This window comes from Elusimicrobiota bacterium (genome assembly GCA_016706425.1).
In the GTDB taxonomy this organism is placed as follows: domain Bacteria; phylum Elusimicrobiota; class Elusimicrobia; order FEN-1173; family FEN-1173; genus JADJJR01.
The window spans coordinates 1,679,725-1,699,429 of sequence record JADJJR010000001.1 but is presented as its reverse complement, the minus strand read 5'-3'; the positions used below and the strand labels follow the sequence as shown (position 1 = coordinate 1,699,429).

Annotated in this window: 11 protein-coding genes; 10 read left to right on the top strand and 1 reads right to left on the bottom strand. The window is 60.6% G+C overall.

Features of this window, described 5'->3' with window-relative positions; translation table 11 throughout:
• Position 1 precedes the first annotated feature (1 nt).
• The 10 genes from lnt (at position 2) to IPI56_06980 (ending at position 18,124) form a co-directional block, all read left to right on the top strand.
• Entirely contained in the window at positions 2-1,456 is a 1,455-nt protein-coding gene (gene lnt / locus IPI56_07025) for an apolipoprotein N-acyltransferase (GenBank protein MBK7545478.1), read from the top strand.
• A 211-nt stretch (positions 1,457-1,667) separates the two neighbouring features.
• Positions 1,668-9,110 (top strand): hypothetical protein, encoded by a 7,443-nt coding sequence (locus tag IPI56_07020; GenBank protein MBK7545477.1) that lies wholly within the window; start codon positions 1,668-1,670, stop codon positions 9,108-9,110.
• A gap of 9 nt (positions 9,111-9,119) precedes the next feature.
• Entirely contained in the window at positions 9,120-9,446 is a 327-nt protein-coding gene (locus IPI56_07015; GenBank protein ID MBK7545476.1) for a hypothetical protein, read from the top strand.
• A 197-nt stretch (positions 9,447-9,643) separates the two neighbouring features.
• Positions 9,644-10,693, top strand: a complete 1,050-nt coding sequence (locus IPI56_07010; protein ID MBK7545475.1) for a hypothetical protein — start codon at positions 9,644-9,646, stop codon at positions 10,691-10,693.
• 23 nt (positions 10,694-10,716) lie between these two features.
• Complete coding sequence (locus tag IPI56_07005) at positions 10,717-11,280, top strand: sel1 repeat family protein (protein MBK7545474.1); 564 nt, start codon at positions 10,717-10,719, stop codon at positions 11,278-11,280.
• A gap of 309 nt (positions 11,281-11,589) precedes the next feature.
• On the top strand, positions 11,590-12,591 hold the full coding sequence (locus tag IPI56_07000) for a hypothetical protein (GenBank protein MBK7545473.1): 1,002 nt from the start codon (positions 11,590-11,592) through the stop codon (positions 12,589-12,591).
• A gap of 1 nt (position 12,592) precedes the next feature.
• Positions 12,593-13,099 carry a hypothetical protein gene (locus IPI56_06995; protein ID MBK7545472.1) on the top strand — a complete coding sequence of 169 codons (507 nt, stop codon included), beginning with the start codon at positions 12,593-12,595 and terminating at the stop codon, positions 13,097-13,099.
• Between the two features lie 170 nt (positions 13,100-13,269).
• Complete coding sequence (locus tag IPI56_06990; GenBank protein ID MBK7545471.1) at positions 13,270-15,372, top strand: RHS repeat protein; 2,103 nt, start codon at positions 13,270-13,272, stop codon at positions 15,370-15,372.
• Positions 15,369-15,665 (top strand): hypothetical protein, encoded by a 297-nt coding sequence (locus IPI56_06985; protein MBK7545470.1) that lies wholly within the window; start codon positions 15,369-15,371, stop codon positions 15,663-15,665. Before IPI56_06990 ends, IPI56_06985 begins: the two co-directional genes overlap by 4 nt.
• Before the next feature lie 101 nt (positions 15,666-15,766).
• Positions 15,767-18,124: an RHS repeat protein gene (locus IPI56_06980; GenBank protein MBK7545469.1), complete on the top strand. Its 2,358-nt coding sequence runs from the start codon at positions 15,767-15,769 to the stop codon at positions 18,122-18,124.
• Between the two features lie 411 nt (positions 18,125-18,535).
• Here the strand turns inward: IPI56_06980 and IPI56_06975 are convergent.
• A protein-coding gene (locus tag IPI56_06975) for an IS3 family transposase (protein MBK7545468.1) occupies positions 18,536-19,662 on the bottom strand; the annotation gives its coding sequence in 2 pieces (ribosomal slippage) (positions 18,536-19,410 and positions 19,410-19,662; 1,128 coding nt in all).
• Positions 19,663-19,705: the final 43 nt, after the last annotated feature.

Genomic DNA, 19,705 nt, shown 5'->3' with positions numbered 1-19,705 from the left:
GTTGCTGGTTTTGTGTTTCCCCGGGTTTAACCTTTCGTCCCTGGCGTGGGTGGCCCTGGTCCCCCTTCTCCTTTCTCTCCCTCGCCTTTCCTTCTCATCGGCCGTCCTCTGGGGTTTTGCGGGCGGTTTACTCCACCACGCGGCCTCTCTGTATTGGATCTATCCCACCTGCCGTTGGGGAGGAACCTCGGCGCCCGTGGCCCTTTTGGCGCTGGCGGCCTTGTCCGGGTATCTGGCGGTCTATTGGGCCCTCTTCGCGGCCTTGGCGTCGCGATTGTCTGTCGGAAGGGGGGCGCGGCCCTTTGTTTTGGCGGCGGCCTGGGTGACCACGGAGTATCTGCGGTCCCACGTCGCGACGGGATTCCCCTGGCTGTTGGTCGCGCACAGCCAATGGAACGTCCCCAAACATTTGTCCCTGGCCCAATGGGGCGGCGTGTACGCCGTTTCATTTTTGGTGATCCTGTTCAACGCGACCCTGGCCGCCGGGGTGGAAATATTTCTTAAAAAACCGCGCCGATGGAAACCCTTCGCCGCGGGGACCCTGGCCCTGGTGGGCCTGACCGCGACCAGCGTTTTCCTGTGGCGGCGCACCCCGGCCGAGCCCGGGGCCGTCCGCGTGGCGGTGGTTCAGGGCAACATCGATCAGTACAAGAAATGGGATGAGGCCTACGTCCAGGAGATCCTGGACGGGTACTCCCGGGGAACGCGGGCGGCGTTGGGGCAAAAACGGGATTTGGTGGTGTGGCCCGAAACCTCGGTGCCGGGGTGGTACCCCAACGACGGCCGGGTGGTCGACTGGGTGGCGGGCCTCGCCCGCGAAGGGGGTATCCCCTTGTTGGTGGGCGCGCCCACGCGCGGCGACGGGGACTATAATGCGGTTTTCTTGGTATCCGGACAGGGGGAAACCGCCGGGGTTTATCGCAAGAGGCACTTGGTTCCTTTTGGGGAATACGTCCCTTTTCGATCGGTTTTGGGAAGGCTCTTTTCGGTTCTCAACGCGTTGGGGACCTTTGACGCGGGCGCCTCCGCCGAGCCCCTGCCGGGGCCGGCGCCCCTCGGGGTGAGCATTTGTTTCGAGGGGTTGTTCCCGGCGCTGAGCCGGGAGAGCGTGCGGGCGGGTGCCGCGATCCTGGTGAATGTCACCAACGACGGGTGGTACCGCGACACGGCCGCCCCGGAGCAACATTTGGCGGCGACGGTGTTTCGGGCGGTGGAAAACGGCCGCTGGCTCGTGCGCGCCGCCAACACGGGGATTTCGGCCTTCGTCTCTCCCCGGGGGGAAATCGTCGGCCGCACGCCTCTGTTGGCCCCGGCGGTGCTCGACGGGGCGGTGGCCCCGCTGACCCACCGCACGCCCTACGCCCGTTGGGGGGACCTGTTCGCCGTGGCCTGCGCCCTCTCGGCTTCGGCCGCGCTGGGGATCGGTTTTGCGCGCGCGAAAGCGGACCCCTCTTAAACCCTGTCAAGATGAAGGCGAATAATTTACAACTCCGTTTCAATACTTAAAGAATTTGTCTTTTTTGTTTTTCCGAAGAGGAAATGCCGGGGCCTCCCGAAACTCCCCGCAAAACGCCGGACCAGGACCGGCGTCCGGGGGAGACCTCCAAGAACCGTTCTATAATATCCCCATCGTTTTTATCCGTTGTGATTATAAAGAAGGCCTGTCCATGAAAAACCTCACAAAAATTTCCTCAAACCAAAAATCCGTCTGGCGCGCCCCGATGGCTGTGTTTTTGGCGGGGCTCCAACTGTCGATGGCGGCGGTTCCCGCGCGGGGGGGCGAGTTTACCGTTTTTGAAAAATCCTATGAGCGGGGAGCCCCTCGGGCCGATCGGCGGGGGCGTGGGGGGGAAGAGTTTCAGGATCGGTTTTCGGTGTTGAACCCCAAGGCGAAGTGGCGCGTTCAGACGACGGTGGAAGGGCGCGAAGCGCCCCCGCGCATGGAACTGAACGATCGGCGGCTTCCGCCGCGCACGCCGGAGGAGGGGGCGCCGGTTCGATTGAATGGGTTGAACGATGTCTCGGTCCGTTTCGAGAGGCGCGGCGCGGACAGCGCCGGGGTGCGGGTTTTTGGTTTTGACGATGTGAAACCCACGGCGGCCTGGGAAAGCCCCGCCGCCGGGAGCGCGTCGACCGGGACGGTCGTGGCGGTGTTGCGGGTGGGGGACGACCGTTCGGGGGTGGGGCCGGGGGGCGTGGCGATCACGCTGGACGGCGTGGACGTGCGAAATCTTTTCACGGGGCCGACTTCGGCCGTGTTGTCCGGGAAATTCCAGGCGGCGCTGGCGGTGGCGGGGGGAGCCCATCGGCTGGAAGCGCGGGTGACGGACGGGGCGGGGAACGAGACGACGGCGGCGGTGAATTTTGGGGCGAACACGAACACGGCGCCGGTGGCGGAGGCGGGAGCGGCGGTGACGGTGACGGTGGGGGACGTGGTGGCCTTGGACGGCAGCGGGTCGAGCGACGCGGAGGGGACGCCGCTGACTTATGTATGGGACTTTCAAGAGCGTCCGGCCGGAAGCACGGCGACGTTGACGGGGGCGGACACGGCGACGCCGATCTTTACGGCGGACCGGGCGGGGATCTATAAGGTGCGGCTGGTGGTGTCGGACGGGTCGTTGACGAGCGGGCCGGACACGGTGGACGTGACGGCCCGGGCCGCCAACACGGCGCCGGTGGCGGAGGCGGGGGCGGCGGTGACGGTGACGGTGGGGGACGTGGTGGCCTTGGACGGGAGCGGGTCGAGCGACGCCGAGGGGGCGCCGCTGACTTATGTATGGGACTTTCAAGAGCGTCCGGCCGGAAGCACGGCGACGTTGACGGGGGCGGACACGGCGACGCCGATCTTTACGGCGGACCGGGCGGGGATCTATAAGGTGCGGCTGGTGGTGTCGGACGGGTCGTTGACGAGCGCGCCGGACACGGTGGACGTGACGGCCCGGGCCGCCAACACGGCGCCGGCGGTGAACGCCGGGGCGGACCAGCGGGTGACGGCGACGAACGCGACCTTGAACGGGACGGCCACGGACGACGGGTTGCCTGTGGGGGGGGCTTTGACGGTGGCGTGGACGGCCGCGGGGGCGGGGGTGACTTTTGCCAACGCGGCGAGCGCGGGGACGACGGTTCAGTTTTCCACGGGCGGGGTGTACACCCTGCGGCTGACGGCGACGGACGGTGCTCTGACGGCCTGGGACGAGACGGTGGTGACCGTGGACTTGACCCCCGTGGACCCGACCCTGCCGCCGGACCCGGTCACGGTGGCGCCGCCCATCGACCCGACGGTGGCGACGGACCTGGCGCAAACCACGGCATTCCTATATAGGGGGGCGAACCCCATCCAAACCGGCGTTTCCTCCACCACGTTCCGGCCGGAGCACGCGGCGGTGGTTCGGGGTCGTGTGCTGAAGCGGGACGGGGGGCCGTTGACCGGGGTGACCGTGACGGTGTTGAACCATCCGGAGTTTGGAGCGACCAAGAGCCGGGCGGACGGGGGGTACGACTTGGCGGTGAACGGCGGAAGCCTCCTGACGCTGACGCTCGCCAAAGAAGGGTTTTTGCCGGTGCAGCGGAAAGTGCAGGCGAACTGGCGGGATTGGTCGGTGGTGGAGGACGCGGTGATGATCCCGGTGGACGGCGCGGTGACGACGGTGTTCTTCGGAACGCCGGAATCCTCGATCGCCCAGGGAAGCGCGGTCACCGATGGGCGGGGAACGCGGCGGGCCGCTCTCTATTTTCCGCCGAACGTGGGAGCGTTCGTTAACCAATTTCCTCTTCCTCCGCAGCCGATGATGGAACTGAACATTCGCGCGACCGAATACACCGTGGGGGACAACGGCCCGGCGGCCATGCCGGGAGAACTGCCCCCGACCACGGGGTACACCTACGCGGCGGAACTGAGCGCGGACGAGGCGGGGACGTCGAACGTGGAATTCACGCAACCGGTGTATGTGTACGTGGATAATTTCTTGAATTTCCCCATTGGCGAAACGGTGCCGTCGGGCTATTACGACCGTGAAAAAGGGGCGTGGGTGGCGTCGGACAACGGGCGGATCGTGAAGGTGTTGGGCGTGACGGGCGGGCTGGCGGATTTGGACGTGGACGGGAGCGGGGCGCCGGCGGACGAGGCGAAACGGACGGCGCTGGACGTGACGGATGACGAACGGCGCCGGTTGGGGGAGACCTACGCGGCGGGGCGGAGTTTGTGGCGGGTTCCGATCAAGCACATGACGCCCTACGATTTCAATTGGCCGGTGGTTCCCCCGCCGGGAGCGGAAGCCCCTGGAGAAGGACCGACGGCGGCGGCGGCGCCGAAGAACCCGGATGAAGGTTTGTTGGACAATCCATGCAAGGAACGGGTCGCGTCTTGGGTGGATTGTGAAAATCAGTCGTTGGGGGAAGCGATCCCCGTGGCGGGGACGCCGTTCTCGTTGGTCTACCAGAGCGACCGCGTGTGGGGGCGCAACGCGGCGCGGACGATTGAGATCCCGTTGACGGGGGCGGTGTTGCCGGGGGGCGGGGCGAAGCGTGTGGACGTGGAGGTCCTCGTCGCGGGGGTGAAATGGAATCGGAGTTTCGCGCCGGAGGTGTCGAAGTCGACGGCGTTCGTGTGGGACGGGAAGGATCGGTACGGTCGGCCCGTGCGGGGATACCAAGCGGCGGAAGTGACGGTGTCGTACGTGTACGACACCGTGTACATGAGCGTGGGCGACCGGTTGCGGGCGTTTGGGGAACGGGGGGCGTCCTCCGTGGCGTTGACGGCGGCGCCGGTGGAAATATTTAAATCGCGGAAGACCCTGGTGCCCGTTTACGCGATGCCGCCGGCGTCGGCCGGACTGGGCGGCTGGGCGATAGAGCCCCATCACGTCTATCAAAGCCACAACCAAACGTTGTTGTTGGGGGATGGCCGCCGCCGAACGACCCAGGGGATTTCAATGAGTTTAGCCGGAGAAATCGGCCGGATCGCAAGTTCCGTCTTCTCGTTTGAAGAAGGATACGGGCTGGCGGCGGACGAAGCGGGCGACGTCTATTTGCAGGGCCTGTCGGACGCGAAGAAGCTTCAAAGGGACGGGAGCGCTGGTTATCTTTTCGGTTCTTTGGGGGGAGGGATCTATGTGCCGGGTCTTCCCCAGCCGCCGATCCCCGGAGTGGCCGTGGTCCGGCCCGAGGAGTATTACGTCGCGGACGTGATGAATCACCAGGTTCTTAAGATCGCCCATGGATCGATCCAAAAGCGCCTGGGCTGGCCGGGCGCGGCGGGCTACACGATCACGGACAACGAGACGTTTAGTTGGACGGTGTTTTCGTTGCAGGACATGGCCTACGTTTTTGACGCGTTCCTGCGGCAACCGATCTTCCCCTTCGATACGGATTATGAAAAGTTGCGGAAAGTCCTTCTGGCCATGGGGTACGCGCCCGAACAAGTGGGCGCCTGGCCGGACGGCTTTGCGCTTGTCGACGCCTATTACGCCGTGGCCGGGGGTTACGGCGGGGACGGCGTCCCCGCCGAAGGGGCGAAGCTTCTTTACCCCATGGGGTTGGCCGTGGACGCGGGAGGGAACCTGTACATCGCCGACACGGGCAACCACCGCGTGCGCCGCGTGGACGCGGACGGGGTCATCACGACGGTGGCGGGAAACGGGAACGGCGCCTACGCCGGCGACAACGGGCCGGCGACGCAGGCGAACTTGAACCATCCGATGGGCGTGGCGGTGGACGCGGAGGGGAACCTGTACATCGCGGACACGGACAACCACCGCGTCCGCAAGGTCGACGTCGAAGGCGTTATCACGACGGTGGCGGGGGACGGGCAAAGCGGATTCTCGGGGGACGGCGGACCGGCGACGCTGGCGCGGTTGAACCGCCCCACGGCGGTGACCGTGGACCGGGAGGGGCACCTGTACATCGCGGATTACGACAACAACCGCGTGCGGCGGGTGATGGACGGGACCATGCAAACGGCGGGTCTGTTCAATAAGCCGACCGGGGTGGTGGTGGACGGGGACGACCGGCTTGTCGTCGCCGATCGCGGGCTCGCCAACGGGTTCGGCTACGGGTTCGCCAAGAAGCTGTTACCGCCGTTGCCCGGCTACAAAACGGGCGATTTCTACATTCCGTCGGAAGACGGCGGCGAGGTCTATTTGTTCAGCGCGGCGGGGCGGCATTTGAAGACGCTGGGAGCCAAAACGGGCGCGCTGATCCACGATTTCACGTACACCCCCGACGGGTACCTGTCGAAGGTGACGGACGGCGACGGGAACGAAACGACCATCGAACGGGACGGCGCGGGGAACCCGACGGCGGTCGTGGCGCCCTACGGGCAGCGGACGGAACTGAAAACCGATCTGAACGGTTGGCTGACGGAGGTGGCGGACCCCGCGGGCGGAAAGACCGCCATGGCCTATGGGGAAGGCGGGCTGATGACGTCGTTCGCGGACCCGAACGGGCACAGGGGGACGATGGCGTACGACGCGCTGGGGCGGCTGGCGGAGGACAAGGGGGCGTCGGGGAAGACCTGGACCTCGGCGCGGGCGGCGTTGTCGTCGGGGCACGAAGTGTCGATGACGACGGCGAAAGGGTTTGTGAGCCGCTACACGGTAGAACCGCAGGCGACGGGGGAACTGAAGCGTGTGATCACGTCGCCGTGGGGGTCTGTGAGCGGGATTTTGCGGCGGACGGACGGCTCGACGCGCGTGGAAACGGCGGACGGGACGGTGCGGGAGGGAACGAAGACGGCGGACCCGCGGTGGGGCGCGGCGGCGGCGCTGCCGGCGGGGACGGTGACGCTGGGGTCGGGGCTGACGCGGGTCACGGGCGTGACGCGGCAAGCGACCACGGCGGACGCGAGCAACCCGATGAGCCTGTTGACGGAAACGACGACGTTCACGGTGAACGGGCGGAATTACGTGATGGTGTACAGCTCGGCGACGCGGACGGTGGAAGAAATCACCCCCGGGTCGCGGCGGCTGGGGAAGACGCTGGACGGCCGGGGGCGGGTGGTGGAAGAGCGATACCGGTCGTTGGCGGCATTGAAATACACGTACGATGTGCGTGGGCGGATGTCTGTGGTGCGGCAGGGCCCGCGGGAGACGCTCCTGGCCTACAACGCGGGGGGCTATTTGTCGGGGGTGAGGGACGCGGTGGGTCGGCAGGTGACGTTCGCGACGGACGCGCTGGGGCGTGTGACGCGGCAGACGATGGCGGACGGGCGGCTGGTTGACTATGGCTATGACGCGAACGGGAACGTGACAGCGTTGACGCCGCCGGGGCGTGGGGAACACCGGTTTACGTACGGGGCGGGAGACCTGCCGGGGACGTACGTGACGCCGCTGGGAGCGACGACGCGGTACGACTATGACGAAGACGCGCAACTGAAGACCTTGACGCGGCCTGGCGGTGACACGGTGACGGTGACGCGGGACGCGGCGGGGCGAATGGGGAGCATGACGACGGGGGCGGGGGCGACGACTTACGCCTATGACGCGGCGGGGCGGTTGGGGAGCGTGACGGCGCCGGGGGGCGTGGGGCTGGCGTACGCCTATGACGGGGACCTGGTGACGGGGGCGGAACTGACGGGCCCCGTGGCGGGGCGTGTGGATCGGACGTACGACGCGGACTTCCGGACGGCGGGGGTGTCTGTGAACGGGGGGGGAACCACCGTGTACGCCTACGACGTGGACGGGCTGTTGACTGCGGTGGGGGCGATGACGCTGGCGCGTGACGCGGCGAACGGGCAAGTGACGGGGACGACGCTGGGGGTGGTGACGGACGAGCGGACCTACAACGACCACGGGGAACCCACGGGCTACCTGGCGCGGGCGGGGGGGACGGCGGTGTTGGAGCTGGCTTATACGCGGGACGGTGTGGGGCGGATGACGGCGAAGACAGAGACGATCCAAGGGACGACGGCCAATTACGCCTATTTCTATGACGTGGCGGGGCGGCTGGTGCGTGTGGAGAAGAACGGTGTGGGGGTGGAGCAATACACGTACGACGCGAACGGGAACCGGACGAGCGGGACGGTGGGGGGGACGACCCTGAACGGGACCTACGACGGGGACGACAAGGTGGCGGTGTACGGGGGATCGGCGTACGCGCACGCGGCGGGGGGCGAATGGCGGACGGTGACGGAAGGCGGGGAAACGACGACGTACGACTATGACGCGGTGGGGAACCTGCGTGGGGTGACGCTGCCCAGCGGAACAACCCTGGAGTACGTGATCGACGGTCGCAACCGGCGTGTGGGGCGGAAGGTGAACGGCACACTGACGCAAGGGTATCTGTACGACGGGCAACTAAGGATCGTGGCGGAGCTGGACGGGGCGAACAACGTCACGGCGCGGTACGTGTACGGGACGCGCGTCAACGTGCCGGAGTGGCTGGAGAAGGGCGGAGGGACGTACCGGATCATCACGGACCATCTGGGAAGCCCCCGGCTGGTGGTGAACGCGACGAGCGGAGCCATCGTGCAGCGGATGGACTACGACAGCTGGGGGAACATCACCAACGACACGAGCCCCGGGTTCCAGATATTCGGCTACGCGGGGGGGTTGTACGACCAAGACACGAAACTAACCCGGTATGGGGCGCGGGACTACGACGCCCACACAGGACGATGGACGGCGAAGGACCCGATTGGGTTTAATGGGGGTGACACAAATATATATGGCTATTGTACAAATGACCCATTAAATAAAGTCGATATCGATGGTCGTATTGTTGCGGCAGTTGACGCGGCGTTGCTCACGCTTATGGCTGCCCTTTTATTCGCTGTTGCAACCAATCCATCATTCCGGGATTCTATCGGGCAAGTCATTGCAGGATTGTCTGGGGCATTCGACAGCATTTCGTTAGAGAATGAAGACAATGAAAAATGGGGACAGCAATATCCCAAAGCGCGAAACCTTCCTACAGGGGGTCAATGCCCTTTCAAACCCAAAAAACAGAAAGGTGAGAAACTTCAAAAAGACAAAGAGGGTGGGTTTATTGATGAAAAGGGAAACTCTTGGCAATGGGATCCTAGAAAGCAGGAGTGGGATGTTCAACATGATGACGGCAGCCATACCAACGTTGGAACACATGGGAATATAACCCATGGCCCCAACAATTTTTAGGAGGCGCAAATGGAAGACATTGTCGCGGTTCGAATTGAAGATCGAACCAATGGGAAATTCTTTTTGTTAACCTGGGGGAGAATATTTGATCGCATCGACCCAAAGCCATTGCTTGATGCGATTGAAAATAATTTAACGAAATATGGCATTTCCAACGTGTCAAAGATTACGCTTTGTGAAAGCCTACAAGACGCAGCGGCACACAAGTTTTTTTATGAGACATTTTTCCTGATGGCTCAAAAACTGATTCCGTTTGGAAAAAAGAAGTACCCCAAATGGAGAGCACAAATAAAAAAACGCATTCTTAAAGGTGAGGAAATTTATTGGTTGAGGTGAGCATATCCCCCTCAGTCCATGATGATCGGACAGATTTTCCGCGTGGGTGCCGGGTTTTGGCAGAGTACGGAATCCCCTATGAAGGCTCGGATCTCGCTCGTTACTTAAGGTTTTCCCGCAGTTCATTGACAAATCCCATATCCAAAACCTAACCCACCCCCGCCTACGACGCGAACGGGAACCGGACGAGCGGGACGGTGGGGGGGACGACCCTGAACGGGACCTACGACGGGGACGACAAGGTGGCGGTGTACGGGGGGGCGGCGTACACGCACGCGGCGGGGGGCGAATGGCGGACGGTGACGGAAGGCGGGGAAACGACGACGTACGACTATGACGCGGTGGGGAACCTGCGAACGGTGACGCTGCCCAGCGGAACGACCCTGGAGTACGTGATCGACGGTCGGAACCGGCGTGTGGGGCGGAAGGTGAACGGCACACTGACGCAAGGGTATCTGTACGACGGGCAACTAAGGATCGTGGCGGAGCTGGACGGGGCGAACAACGTCACGGCGCGGTACGTGTACGGGACGCGCGTCAACGTGCCGGAGTGGCTGGAGAAGGGCGGAGGGATGTACCGGATCATCACGGACCATTTGGGGAGCCCCCGGCTGGTGGTGAACGCCACGAGCGGAGCGATCGCGCAGCGGATGGACTACGACAGTTGGGGGAACATCACCAACGACACGAACCCCGGGTTCCAGATATTCGGCTATGCGGGGGGGCTGCACGACCCAGACACGAAACTGACGCGGTATGGAGCGCGGGACTACGACGCGCGGACGGGGCGGTGGACGGCGAAGGACCCGATTGGGTTTGAGGGGGGGGATGTAAATGTGTACGCGTATGTGGAAAATGACCCGGTCAATATGGTTGATTTGTATGGTGAGGATGCGATGTCCAGTGCCCTTTCCCTGGGCGCGGGATTGGTTCTCATTGATGGGCCACTTCCTGTAGGGGATATAGTTGCGGCTGCAATAATTGCAGGTACTTGGGGTTATGTTGTCTGGGATTGGATGAACGATGAAGATGACTCCATCCCTCTCGTCTTGGAGGATCAGGCGACGCCTCTCGTATGTAATTATAAAGAACACTCGAAAAACCAAAGGCCGAGTAATCTTCCCAAACATGAGCGAGGAGAAGCCCGTCGAAAAAAAGATAGGCCGGGTGGTGAAAAAGGGGATGAGAGACGAGATCCTTACGGAAAGAGGCCACCAGGATGGAAGGGCCCTTGGCCCCCTAAGTAGAAAAATTATTGGAGAGAGAACTAATGGATAAAAGAATTGAAAGCAATTCTAAATTTATTCGATACATTCGCTATTTAGCGAATGAAGGTGAACCTGGGGCACAATTCGTCCTGGTTTATTACCTTTCTTCTCGGGCCAAGGCGGGTAAGTACAGGGGCTTATGTCTTCGTCTGCTTCAAAAATTATCCAAACAGGGGAATAGTCTGGCCGATTATGCCCTTGGAAATTGGCACATCCATGGGCTAGGTGTTCGAAAGAATTATGGGAAAGCTTTTCGCTATTTCCTTTCAGCGGCCCAGAAAGGTCATCCTTCGGCTCAATACGACGTTGGAGTTTCCTATGAGAAGGGCGTGGGTACGAAAAAAAATCTCAAGGAGGCTTTCAATTGGTATAGACGATCCGGTGAACAAGGAGATCCCGCTGGACAACTTGAATTGGGTTTGTGCTACCAACACGGTTGTGGTGTCGGGAAAGACCTTGTTAAGGCCAAATTTTGGATAAAGAAGGCCGCTTTGAATGGCAATGATGAAGCCAGAAAAATTCTAGCTTCGGAGTTTGGGCGAAAAGGAAAATCCGGTTATCTTTGAGAATTCATCAGCCCAGGATGACTGGATAGCCACTCCGCCAGGCTGTCAAATTTTTTCTGCCAACATAAACTCCTAGTAAGATTGAAAGCTCCTCCGTCACCCCGATTTCCCTGCAGTTCTTTGACAAATCCCAGACCCCAAACCTAACCCCCCCCCACCTACGACGCGAACGGGAACCGGACGAGCGGGACGGTGGGGGGGACGACCCTGAACGGGACCTACGACGGGGACGACAAGGTGGCAACCTACGGGGGAGCGGTGTACACCCACGCGGCGGGGGGCGAATGGCGGACGGTGACGGAAGGCGGGGTGACCACGACGTACGATTATGACGCGGTGGGGAACCTGCGAACGGTGACGCTGCCCAGCGGGACGACCCTGGAGTACGTGATCGACGGTCGCAACCGGCGTGTGGGGCGGAAGGTGAACGGCACGCTGACGCAAGGGTATCTGTACGACGGGCAACTAAGGATCGTGGCGGAGCTGGACGGGGCGAACAACGTCACGGCGCGGTACGTGTACGGAACGCGGCCCAACGTGCCGGAGTGGCTGGAGAAGGGTGGCCAAACGTACCGGATCATCACGGACCATCTGGGAAGCCCCCGGCTGGTGGTGAACGCGACGAGCGGAGCCATCGTGCAGCGGATGGACTACGACAGCTGGGGGAACATCACCAACGACACGAGCCCCGGGTTCCAGATATTCGGCTACGCGGGGGGGTTGTACGACCAAGACACGAAACTAACCCGGTATGGGGCGCGGGACTACGACGCCCACACAGGACGATGGACGGCGAAGGACCCGATTGGGTTTAATGGGGGTGACACAAATATATATGGCTATTGTACAAATGACCCATTAAATAAAGTCGATATCGATGGTCGTATTGTTGCGGCAGTTGACGCGGCGTTGCTCACGCTTATGGCTGCCCTTTTATTCGCTGTTGCAACCAATCCATCATTCCGGGATTCTATCGGGCAAGTCATTGCAGGATTGTCTGGTATGTTAAACGGTATTTCGTTGGGAAGTGATAACAATGGCGGTGATGAAAAAAGTACAGAACCAAAAGTTTGCCCATTGAATGGTCGACGAAACTTGCCCAAAAAAGGGATTCCGAATAGTACGGATGTTAATGATAAAGGGGATGGAAAAGGGCAAATAAGAGATTACGATAATCTTGGAAATGCCAGAAAAGACATAGACTTTGGCCACGACCATGGGGCCGGAGACCCTCACGCACATGACTGGGATTGGAATGATTTAGAGAATCCTATGCGAGGTCCCGGAAGACCTATAGGCCCAGGAGATTAAAATGAGAAATTGTATATATGGGTACAAAGAACTTCTCGAAATTAAAGATTTGATTGATGGTCTAAAAGAAAAGCTGATCCTCACGAATTGGCTATTTGTTTGTATTGATTCCAATCGAGATGAAAAACTCTTTAGGGCGGTAGAAAGCTGTGGGATTCTGAAGAATGCTCGTTATGGATGTAAAATTGGTAACGGAGGCCTGTGGATTCCAGGCGAGAATCTCATGGCCATGAACAAAGAAACAAATACTATTGTGCCTTTCAGCGCAGCGTACCTATTCTCAACACCTATAAAAAAAGATGCAAATCCGAGTTACAATTTGACAAGCGAGAGTAAATTATTTTCAGAAAATGTTCCTGAAAAACTTCTTACGGAGATTTATAACAACGGAGCATTAGGCTATGTTTCAGATGGATGCGGCTTGAATTATTATTTTAAAGAAAACCGCCTTTTTTCATTTTCCATGTTGAATGCGATTTTGGATGCTGGCGGGGATGTCGATAGGTAAAAAATAACAAGGGTGAACGGAAACGGGACGGTCTTACCTAATTACCTATTTGGGTGTGGTGGTCATCTGAAGATTTGGAGTCCGCCCTCAATGCGATTTCCTCTGCAGTTCTTTGACGAATCCCAGATCCAATACCAACCATAAAGACGCTGGACGGCCGGGGCCGGGTGGTGGAAGAGCGATACCGGTCGTTAGCGCCTTTGAATTACACCTACGATGGGCGCGGGCGGATGTCTGTGGTGCGGCGTGGCCCGCGGGAGACGCTCCTGGCCTACAACGCGGGGGGCTATCTATCGGGGGTGACGGACGCGGTGGGTCGGCAGGTGACGTTCGCGACGGACGCGCTGGGGCGTGTGACGCGGCAGACGATGCCGGACGGGCGCGTGGTGGACTATGGGTACGACGCGAAGGGGAACGTGACGGGGTTGACGCCGCCGGGGGGTGGGGAACACCGGTTTACCTATGGGGCGGGAGACCTGCCGGGGACGTACGTGACGCCGCTGGGAGCGACGACGCGGTACGACTATGACGAAGACGCGCAACTGAAGACCTTGACGCGGCCGGGCGGTGACGCGGTGGCCGTCACGCGTGACGGCGCGGGGCGTGTGGGGAGCATGACGACGGGGGCGGGGGCGACGACTTACGCCTACGACGCGGCGGGGCGGTTGGGGAGCGTGACGGCGCCGGGGGGCGTGGGGCTGGCGTACGCCTATGACGGGGACCTGGTGACGGGGGCGGAACTGACGGGCCCGGTGGCGGGGCGCGTGGATCGGACGTACGACGCGGACTTCCGGACGGCGGGGGTGTCTGTGAACGGGGGGGGAACCACCGTGTACGCCTACGACGTGGACGGGCTGTTGACGGGTGTGGGGGCGATGGCACTGGCGCGGGACGCGGCGAACGGGCAAGTGACGGGGACGACGCTGGGGGTGGTGACGGACGAGCGGACGTACAACGAACACGGGGAGCCGACGGGCTACCTGGCGCGGTCGGGGGGGACGGCGGTGTTGGAAGCGGCGTACACGCGGGACGGTGTGGGTCGGATGACGGCCAAGACAGAGACGATCCAAGGGACGACGGCCAATTACGCCTATTTCTATGACGTGGCGGGGCGGCTGGTGCGTGTGGAGAAGAACGGTGTGGCGGTGGAGCAATACACGTACGACGCGAACGGGAACCGGACGAGCGGGACGGTGGGTGGGACGACCCTGAACGGGACCTACGACGGGGACGACAAGGTGGCAACCTACGGGGGGTCGGTGTACGGGCACGCGGCGGGGGGCGAATGGCGGACGGTGACGGAAGGCGGGGAAACGACGACGTACGATTATGACGCGGTGGGGAACCTGCGGGGGGTGACGCTGCCCAGCGGGACGACCCTGGAGTACGTGATCGACGGTCGGAACCGGCGTGTGGGGCGGAAGGTGAACGGCACACTGACGCAAGGGTATCTGTACGACGGGCAACTAAGGATCGTGGCGGAGCTGGACGGGGCGAACAACGTCACGGCGCGGTACGTGTACGGAACGCGGCCCAACGTGCCGGAGTGGCTGGAGAAGGGCGGCCAAACGTACCGGATCCTGACGGACCATTTAGGGAGCCCCCGGCTGGTGGTGAACGCCACGAGCGGCGCGATCATCCAGCGGATGGACTATGATAGTTGGGGGAACATCACCAACGACACGAACCCCGGGTTCCAGATATTCGGCTATGCGGGGGGGCTGTACGACCAAGACACGAAACTGACGCGGTTTGGAGCGCGGGACTACGACGCGCGGACGGGGCGGTGGACGGCGAAGGACCCGATTGGGTTTCGGGGAAGGGATAGCAACCTCTATTCCTATGTATTCAATAACCCAACAAACGGTGTTGATATAACCGGAACGGATACGTATAAGCAAAATCGTGATATTGGGCAAGATGAAGTAACCGCAAATTGGGATCCGATTTCACATACTTTTGTTTTTACAACAAACCCTGATGGAAGTTTGAAAGATACCTACAGTTGGGGAAATGCTAACAACCCAAAAGGGTGGAGTAAAAATCAATCCGAAGATCGAAAAGCCGCTGAAGATGCACTTAAAAAATCTGTGAATGATCCAAACTACCTTAATCGCATTGGAGATAGCAGTTTGGATCAATATATCGAAGATGCTTATACGGAATTGGATGTTCCAGAAAATGAACACTTAAATTTTGGGGTAGCGCTAAATTGCAAAACCGAAGCTAATAAATTATCCAAACTGGCTAAGAAGAAGCGGGAGGTCCAATGATTATCGCAACAAAGTGTTTTTTAATCGCTGTTGGGCAAATCGTCTTTGGGTTGGTTTTATATAAATCCCGTATAGAGAAAATATTAAATCTCACCAGATCAGACCTGGTGGTGTTTGGTTTGCCAATTTTAATGGGTGCAATCGGTTATTGGTGTATAATTTCAACCGAAAAAATATCACTTGATTTTAAACTATTTAATTCATTTCCATTTCGAATGTTTGTGGTGATGTTTCTTGCTTTTGTAGTCCAGTTAATTACGTTCATTATTGCCGCAAATATATATGGAACATAGCTCTGCATGCTCTCCAATAGTCGAATGAGTGCCTTGGAGAGCGTCAATCCCGCGCGGGAAACCCGGCGGGATTTTTTATTGCAAGTTTTTGGGCGGCGGCATTGAACGGGGGGACGGTGACGCTGGGGTCGGGGCTGACGCGCGTGACGGGCGTGACGCGGCAAGCGACCACGGCGGACGCGAGCAACCCGATGAGCCTGTTGACGGAAACGACGACGTTCACGGTGAACGGGCGCAATTACGTGATGGTGTACAGCTCGGCGACGCGGACGGTGGAAGAAATCACCCCCGGGTCGCGGCGGCTGGGGAAGACGCTGGACGGCCGGGGCCGTGTGGTGGAAGAGCGATACCGGTCGTTGGCGGCATTGAAATACACGTACGATGGGCGCGGGCGGATGTCTGTGGTGCGGCAGGGCCCCCGGGAGACGCTCCTGGCCTACAACGCGGGGGGCTATCTATCGGGGGTGAGGGACGCGGTGGGTCGGCAGGTGACGTTCGCGACGGACGCGCTGGGGCGTGTGACGCGGCAGACAATGCCGGACGGGCGGCTGGTTGACTATGGCTATGACGCGAACGGGAACGTGACAGCGTTGACGCCGCCGGGGCGTGGGGAACACCGGTTTACGTACGGGGCGGGGGACCTGCCGGGGACCTACGTGACGCCGCTGGGAGCGACGACGCGGTACGACTATGACGAAGACGCGCAGCTGAAGACCTTGACGCGGCCCGGCGGTGACACGGTGGCCGTCACGCGGGACGGCGCGGGTCGAATGGGGAGCATGACGACGGGGGCGGGGGCGACGGCCTACGCCTACGACGCGGCGGGGCGGTTGGGGAGCGTGACGGCGCCGGGGGGCGTGGGGCTGGCGTACGCCTATGACGGGGACCTGGTGACGGGGGCGGAACTGACGGGCCCTGTGGCGGGGCGTGTGGATCGGACGTACGACGCGGACTTCCGGACGGCGGGGGTGTCTGTGAACGGGGGGGGAACCACCGTGTACGCCTACGACGTGGACGGGCTGTTGACTGCGGTGGGGGCGATGGCGCTGGCGCGTGACGCGGCGAACGGGCAAGTGACGGGGACGACGCTGGGGGTGGTGGCGGACGAGCGGACGTACAACGAACACGGGGAGCCGACGGGCTACCTGGCGCGGGCGGGGGGGACGCCGGTGTTGGAGCTGGCTTATACGCGGGACGGTGTGGGGCGGATCACGGCGAAGACAGAGACGATCCAAGGGACGACGGCCAATTACGCCTATTTCTATGACGTGGCGGGGCGGCTGGTGCGTGTGGAGAAGAACGGTGTGGGGGTGGAGCAATACGCCTACGACGCGAACGGGAACCGGACGAGCGGGACGGTGGGTGGGACGACCCTGAACGGGACATACGACGGGGACGACAAGGTGGCGGTGTACGGGGGGTCGGTGTACGGGCACGCGGCGGGGGGCGAATGGCGGACGGTGACGGAAGGCGGGGCGACCACGACGTACGATTATGACGCGGTGGGGAACCTGCGGGGGGTGACGCTGCCCAGCGGGACGACCCTGGAGTACGTGATCGACGGTCGCAACCGGCGTGTGGGGCGGAAGGTGAACGGCACACTGACGCAAGGGTATCTGTACGACGGGCAACTAAGGATCGTGGCGGAGCTGGACGGGGCGAACAACGTCACGGCGCGGTACGTGTACGGGACGCGGCCCAACGTGCCGGAGTGGCTGGAGAAGGGCGGGCAGGCGTACCGGATCCTTACGGACCATCTGGGGAGCCCCCGGCTGGTGGTGAACGCGGCGAGCGGAGCCATCGTGCAGCGGATGGACTACGACAGTTGGGGGAACATCACCAACGACACGAACCCCGGGTTCCAGATATTCGGCTACGCGGGAGGGCTGTACGACCAGGACACGAAACTGACGCGGTATGGAGCGCGGGACTACGACGCGCGGACGGGGCGCTGGACGGCGAAGGACCCTTCCGGATTTTCCGGGGGAGACACGAATCTCTACTCATACGTTCACCAAGACCCCATTAATCTTGTCGATCCCCGAGGACGGTTTGCGATACCAGTCACTTCCTTATTGATAGCAGGTGCCGTTATGGCGCTATTTATTGCAATAAACTCCCCAATGGGTAAAGATCTCAATCGAGTTATTGGGGATGCGCTATCACAAAGCCTTGATTGGAATTGGGCAAATGAGGATAAGGGAAACAGCACTGGCAAACCTTGTCCTCGCCCAAACCAAAAATATCCTAAAAGCCATCTTCCTACAGGGGGAGACTTCCCCTATAATCCTCCTGATTATAATGGTGCACCCGAAGTAGTGCCAAACCCCAAAGGTAAAGGCTATCTGGATGACGAAAATCAGGTTTGGCAGTGGGACCCCAAAAAACAGGAATGGGATGTTCAACTTCCTGGAGGTGGTCATAGAAATGTCAACACGGATGGCGAAATAACTCACTAATATTGATTTCGCCCCCCGCATTTCTTTAAAGACGATTTTTCACGGAGGAATAAATGGCTGACAAATCTTGTAATAAATGTGGAAAGCAAGATCCTCTAGGCGTAGATATCCATGGGCTCTGTGTAGAATGTCGAGAAAAGTCTGGGCTCGGTCCCGATTTGACATGTGCAATGCTTGGAAGAGGAGAACGTGGTTTTGATGTCATTAAAGGAGTAAATCGTCAGGGGAAGGTGGTTGGTTGTTGCCCTGAATGTCATCAAGAATACCAAGTTGGAGAAGTGCTCGACAAAAATGGTCATTGGATTGAGACGTGTTGTTTTGTCCGTCGCACTATCGAAAATATGGGTAGATTAAAGTGGTCTCCGTTTAGCTCTGTTGTTCATTAAGAAGATGACGACGTTCCCCCGCTTTTCAGGCCATTGGCAATTGGTATTTCTCGGGTGCTGAATCCGTCTTGTGCTTCTCTGCAAACTCGCTGGGCGTGAGCCCATTCAGCGAGCCATGCGGCCGTTTCTCATTGTAATCTTTTCTCCACGCCTCGATGACCGTCTGCGCCTCGACCATTGTCAAGAACTGGTTATCGTTAAGGCACTCCTCCCGTAACCGCCCGTTGAAACTTTCGATGAAGGCATTCTCGTTCGGCTTGCCCGGACGGATGAAGTCCAACCGCACGCCCTTTTCGTAAGCCCAACCGTCCAGCGCGTTGCCCGTAAATTCGGGGCCGTTGTCGCAGCGAATCCCGCCGACCTTCCCGCGGGATTCCATCAACCCTTCCAGCGTTTGCGCCACCCGGCGGCCATTGATCCCAAAGTCAACCTCGATGGCCAGGCACTCCCGGGTAAAATCGTCCACCACCGTCAGCATCTTCACCCGTCTTCCGTTTCTCAGCATGTCCCATACGAAGTCCATCGACCACGCCTGATTTGGCCCGGTCGGTTTCGCCAAAGGCACACGAACCACCGCCGCTTGCTTCTTGCGCCTTTTCAACCTCAAAGAGAGCCGTTCTTCGACGTAAATCCGATGCACCCGCTTATGGTTGACCTTCCAACCCTGCCGATCCAGCATGAGCCATATCCGCGGCGCTCCGAACCGCCGCCTCTGCGCCGCCAGTTCCCGTATCCGCGCGCGAAGCGCCACGTTTTCAGCCGATTCAGGCTTCGGCACATATTGCCACGTCGCTCGGCACAATCGCGTCAACCGGCACGCTCGTCTTCCCGTCAGGCCCAAGACTTCCACCGCGTGTTTCGCCGCCGCACGCCTTGCCTTGGGCCTTACCAGTTTTTTGAGAGCAGCTCCTTTGCCGCGTCCAGGTCCATCGTCAATTCCCCGATTTTCCGCTTGAGCTTCAGATTCTCATCCTCAAGGGATCGGAGTTTCCTCACGTCCGGGACCGTCATCCCGGTGAATTTCGTCCGCCACGCGTAGAACGTATTGCGGTTGACCCCGTACTGCCGGCAAATATCGTCTGTCTTCGCGCCCGCCGCCGCTTCCTTCAGAATCGCTACGATCTGCTCTTCGGTGTATCGCTTCCGAGCCATTTTTGGGCCTCCATTTGGTCTATACTAGCACCTAGGAATCCCA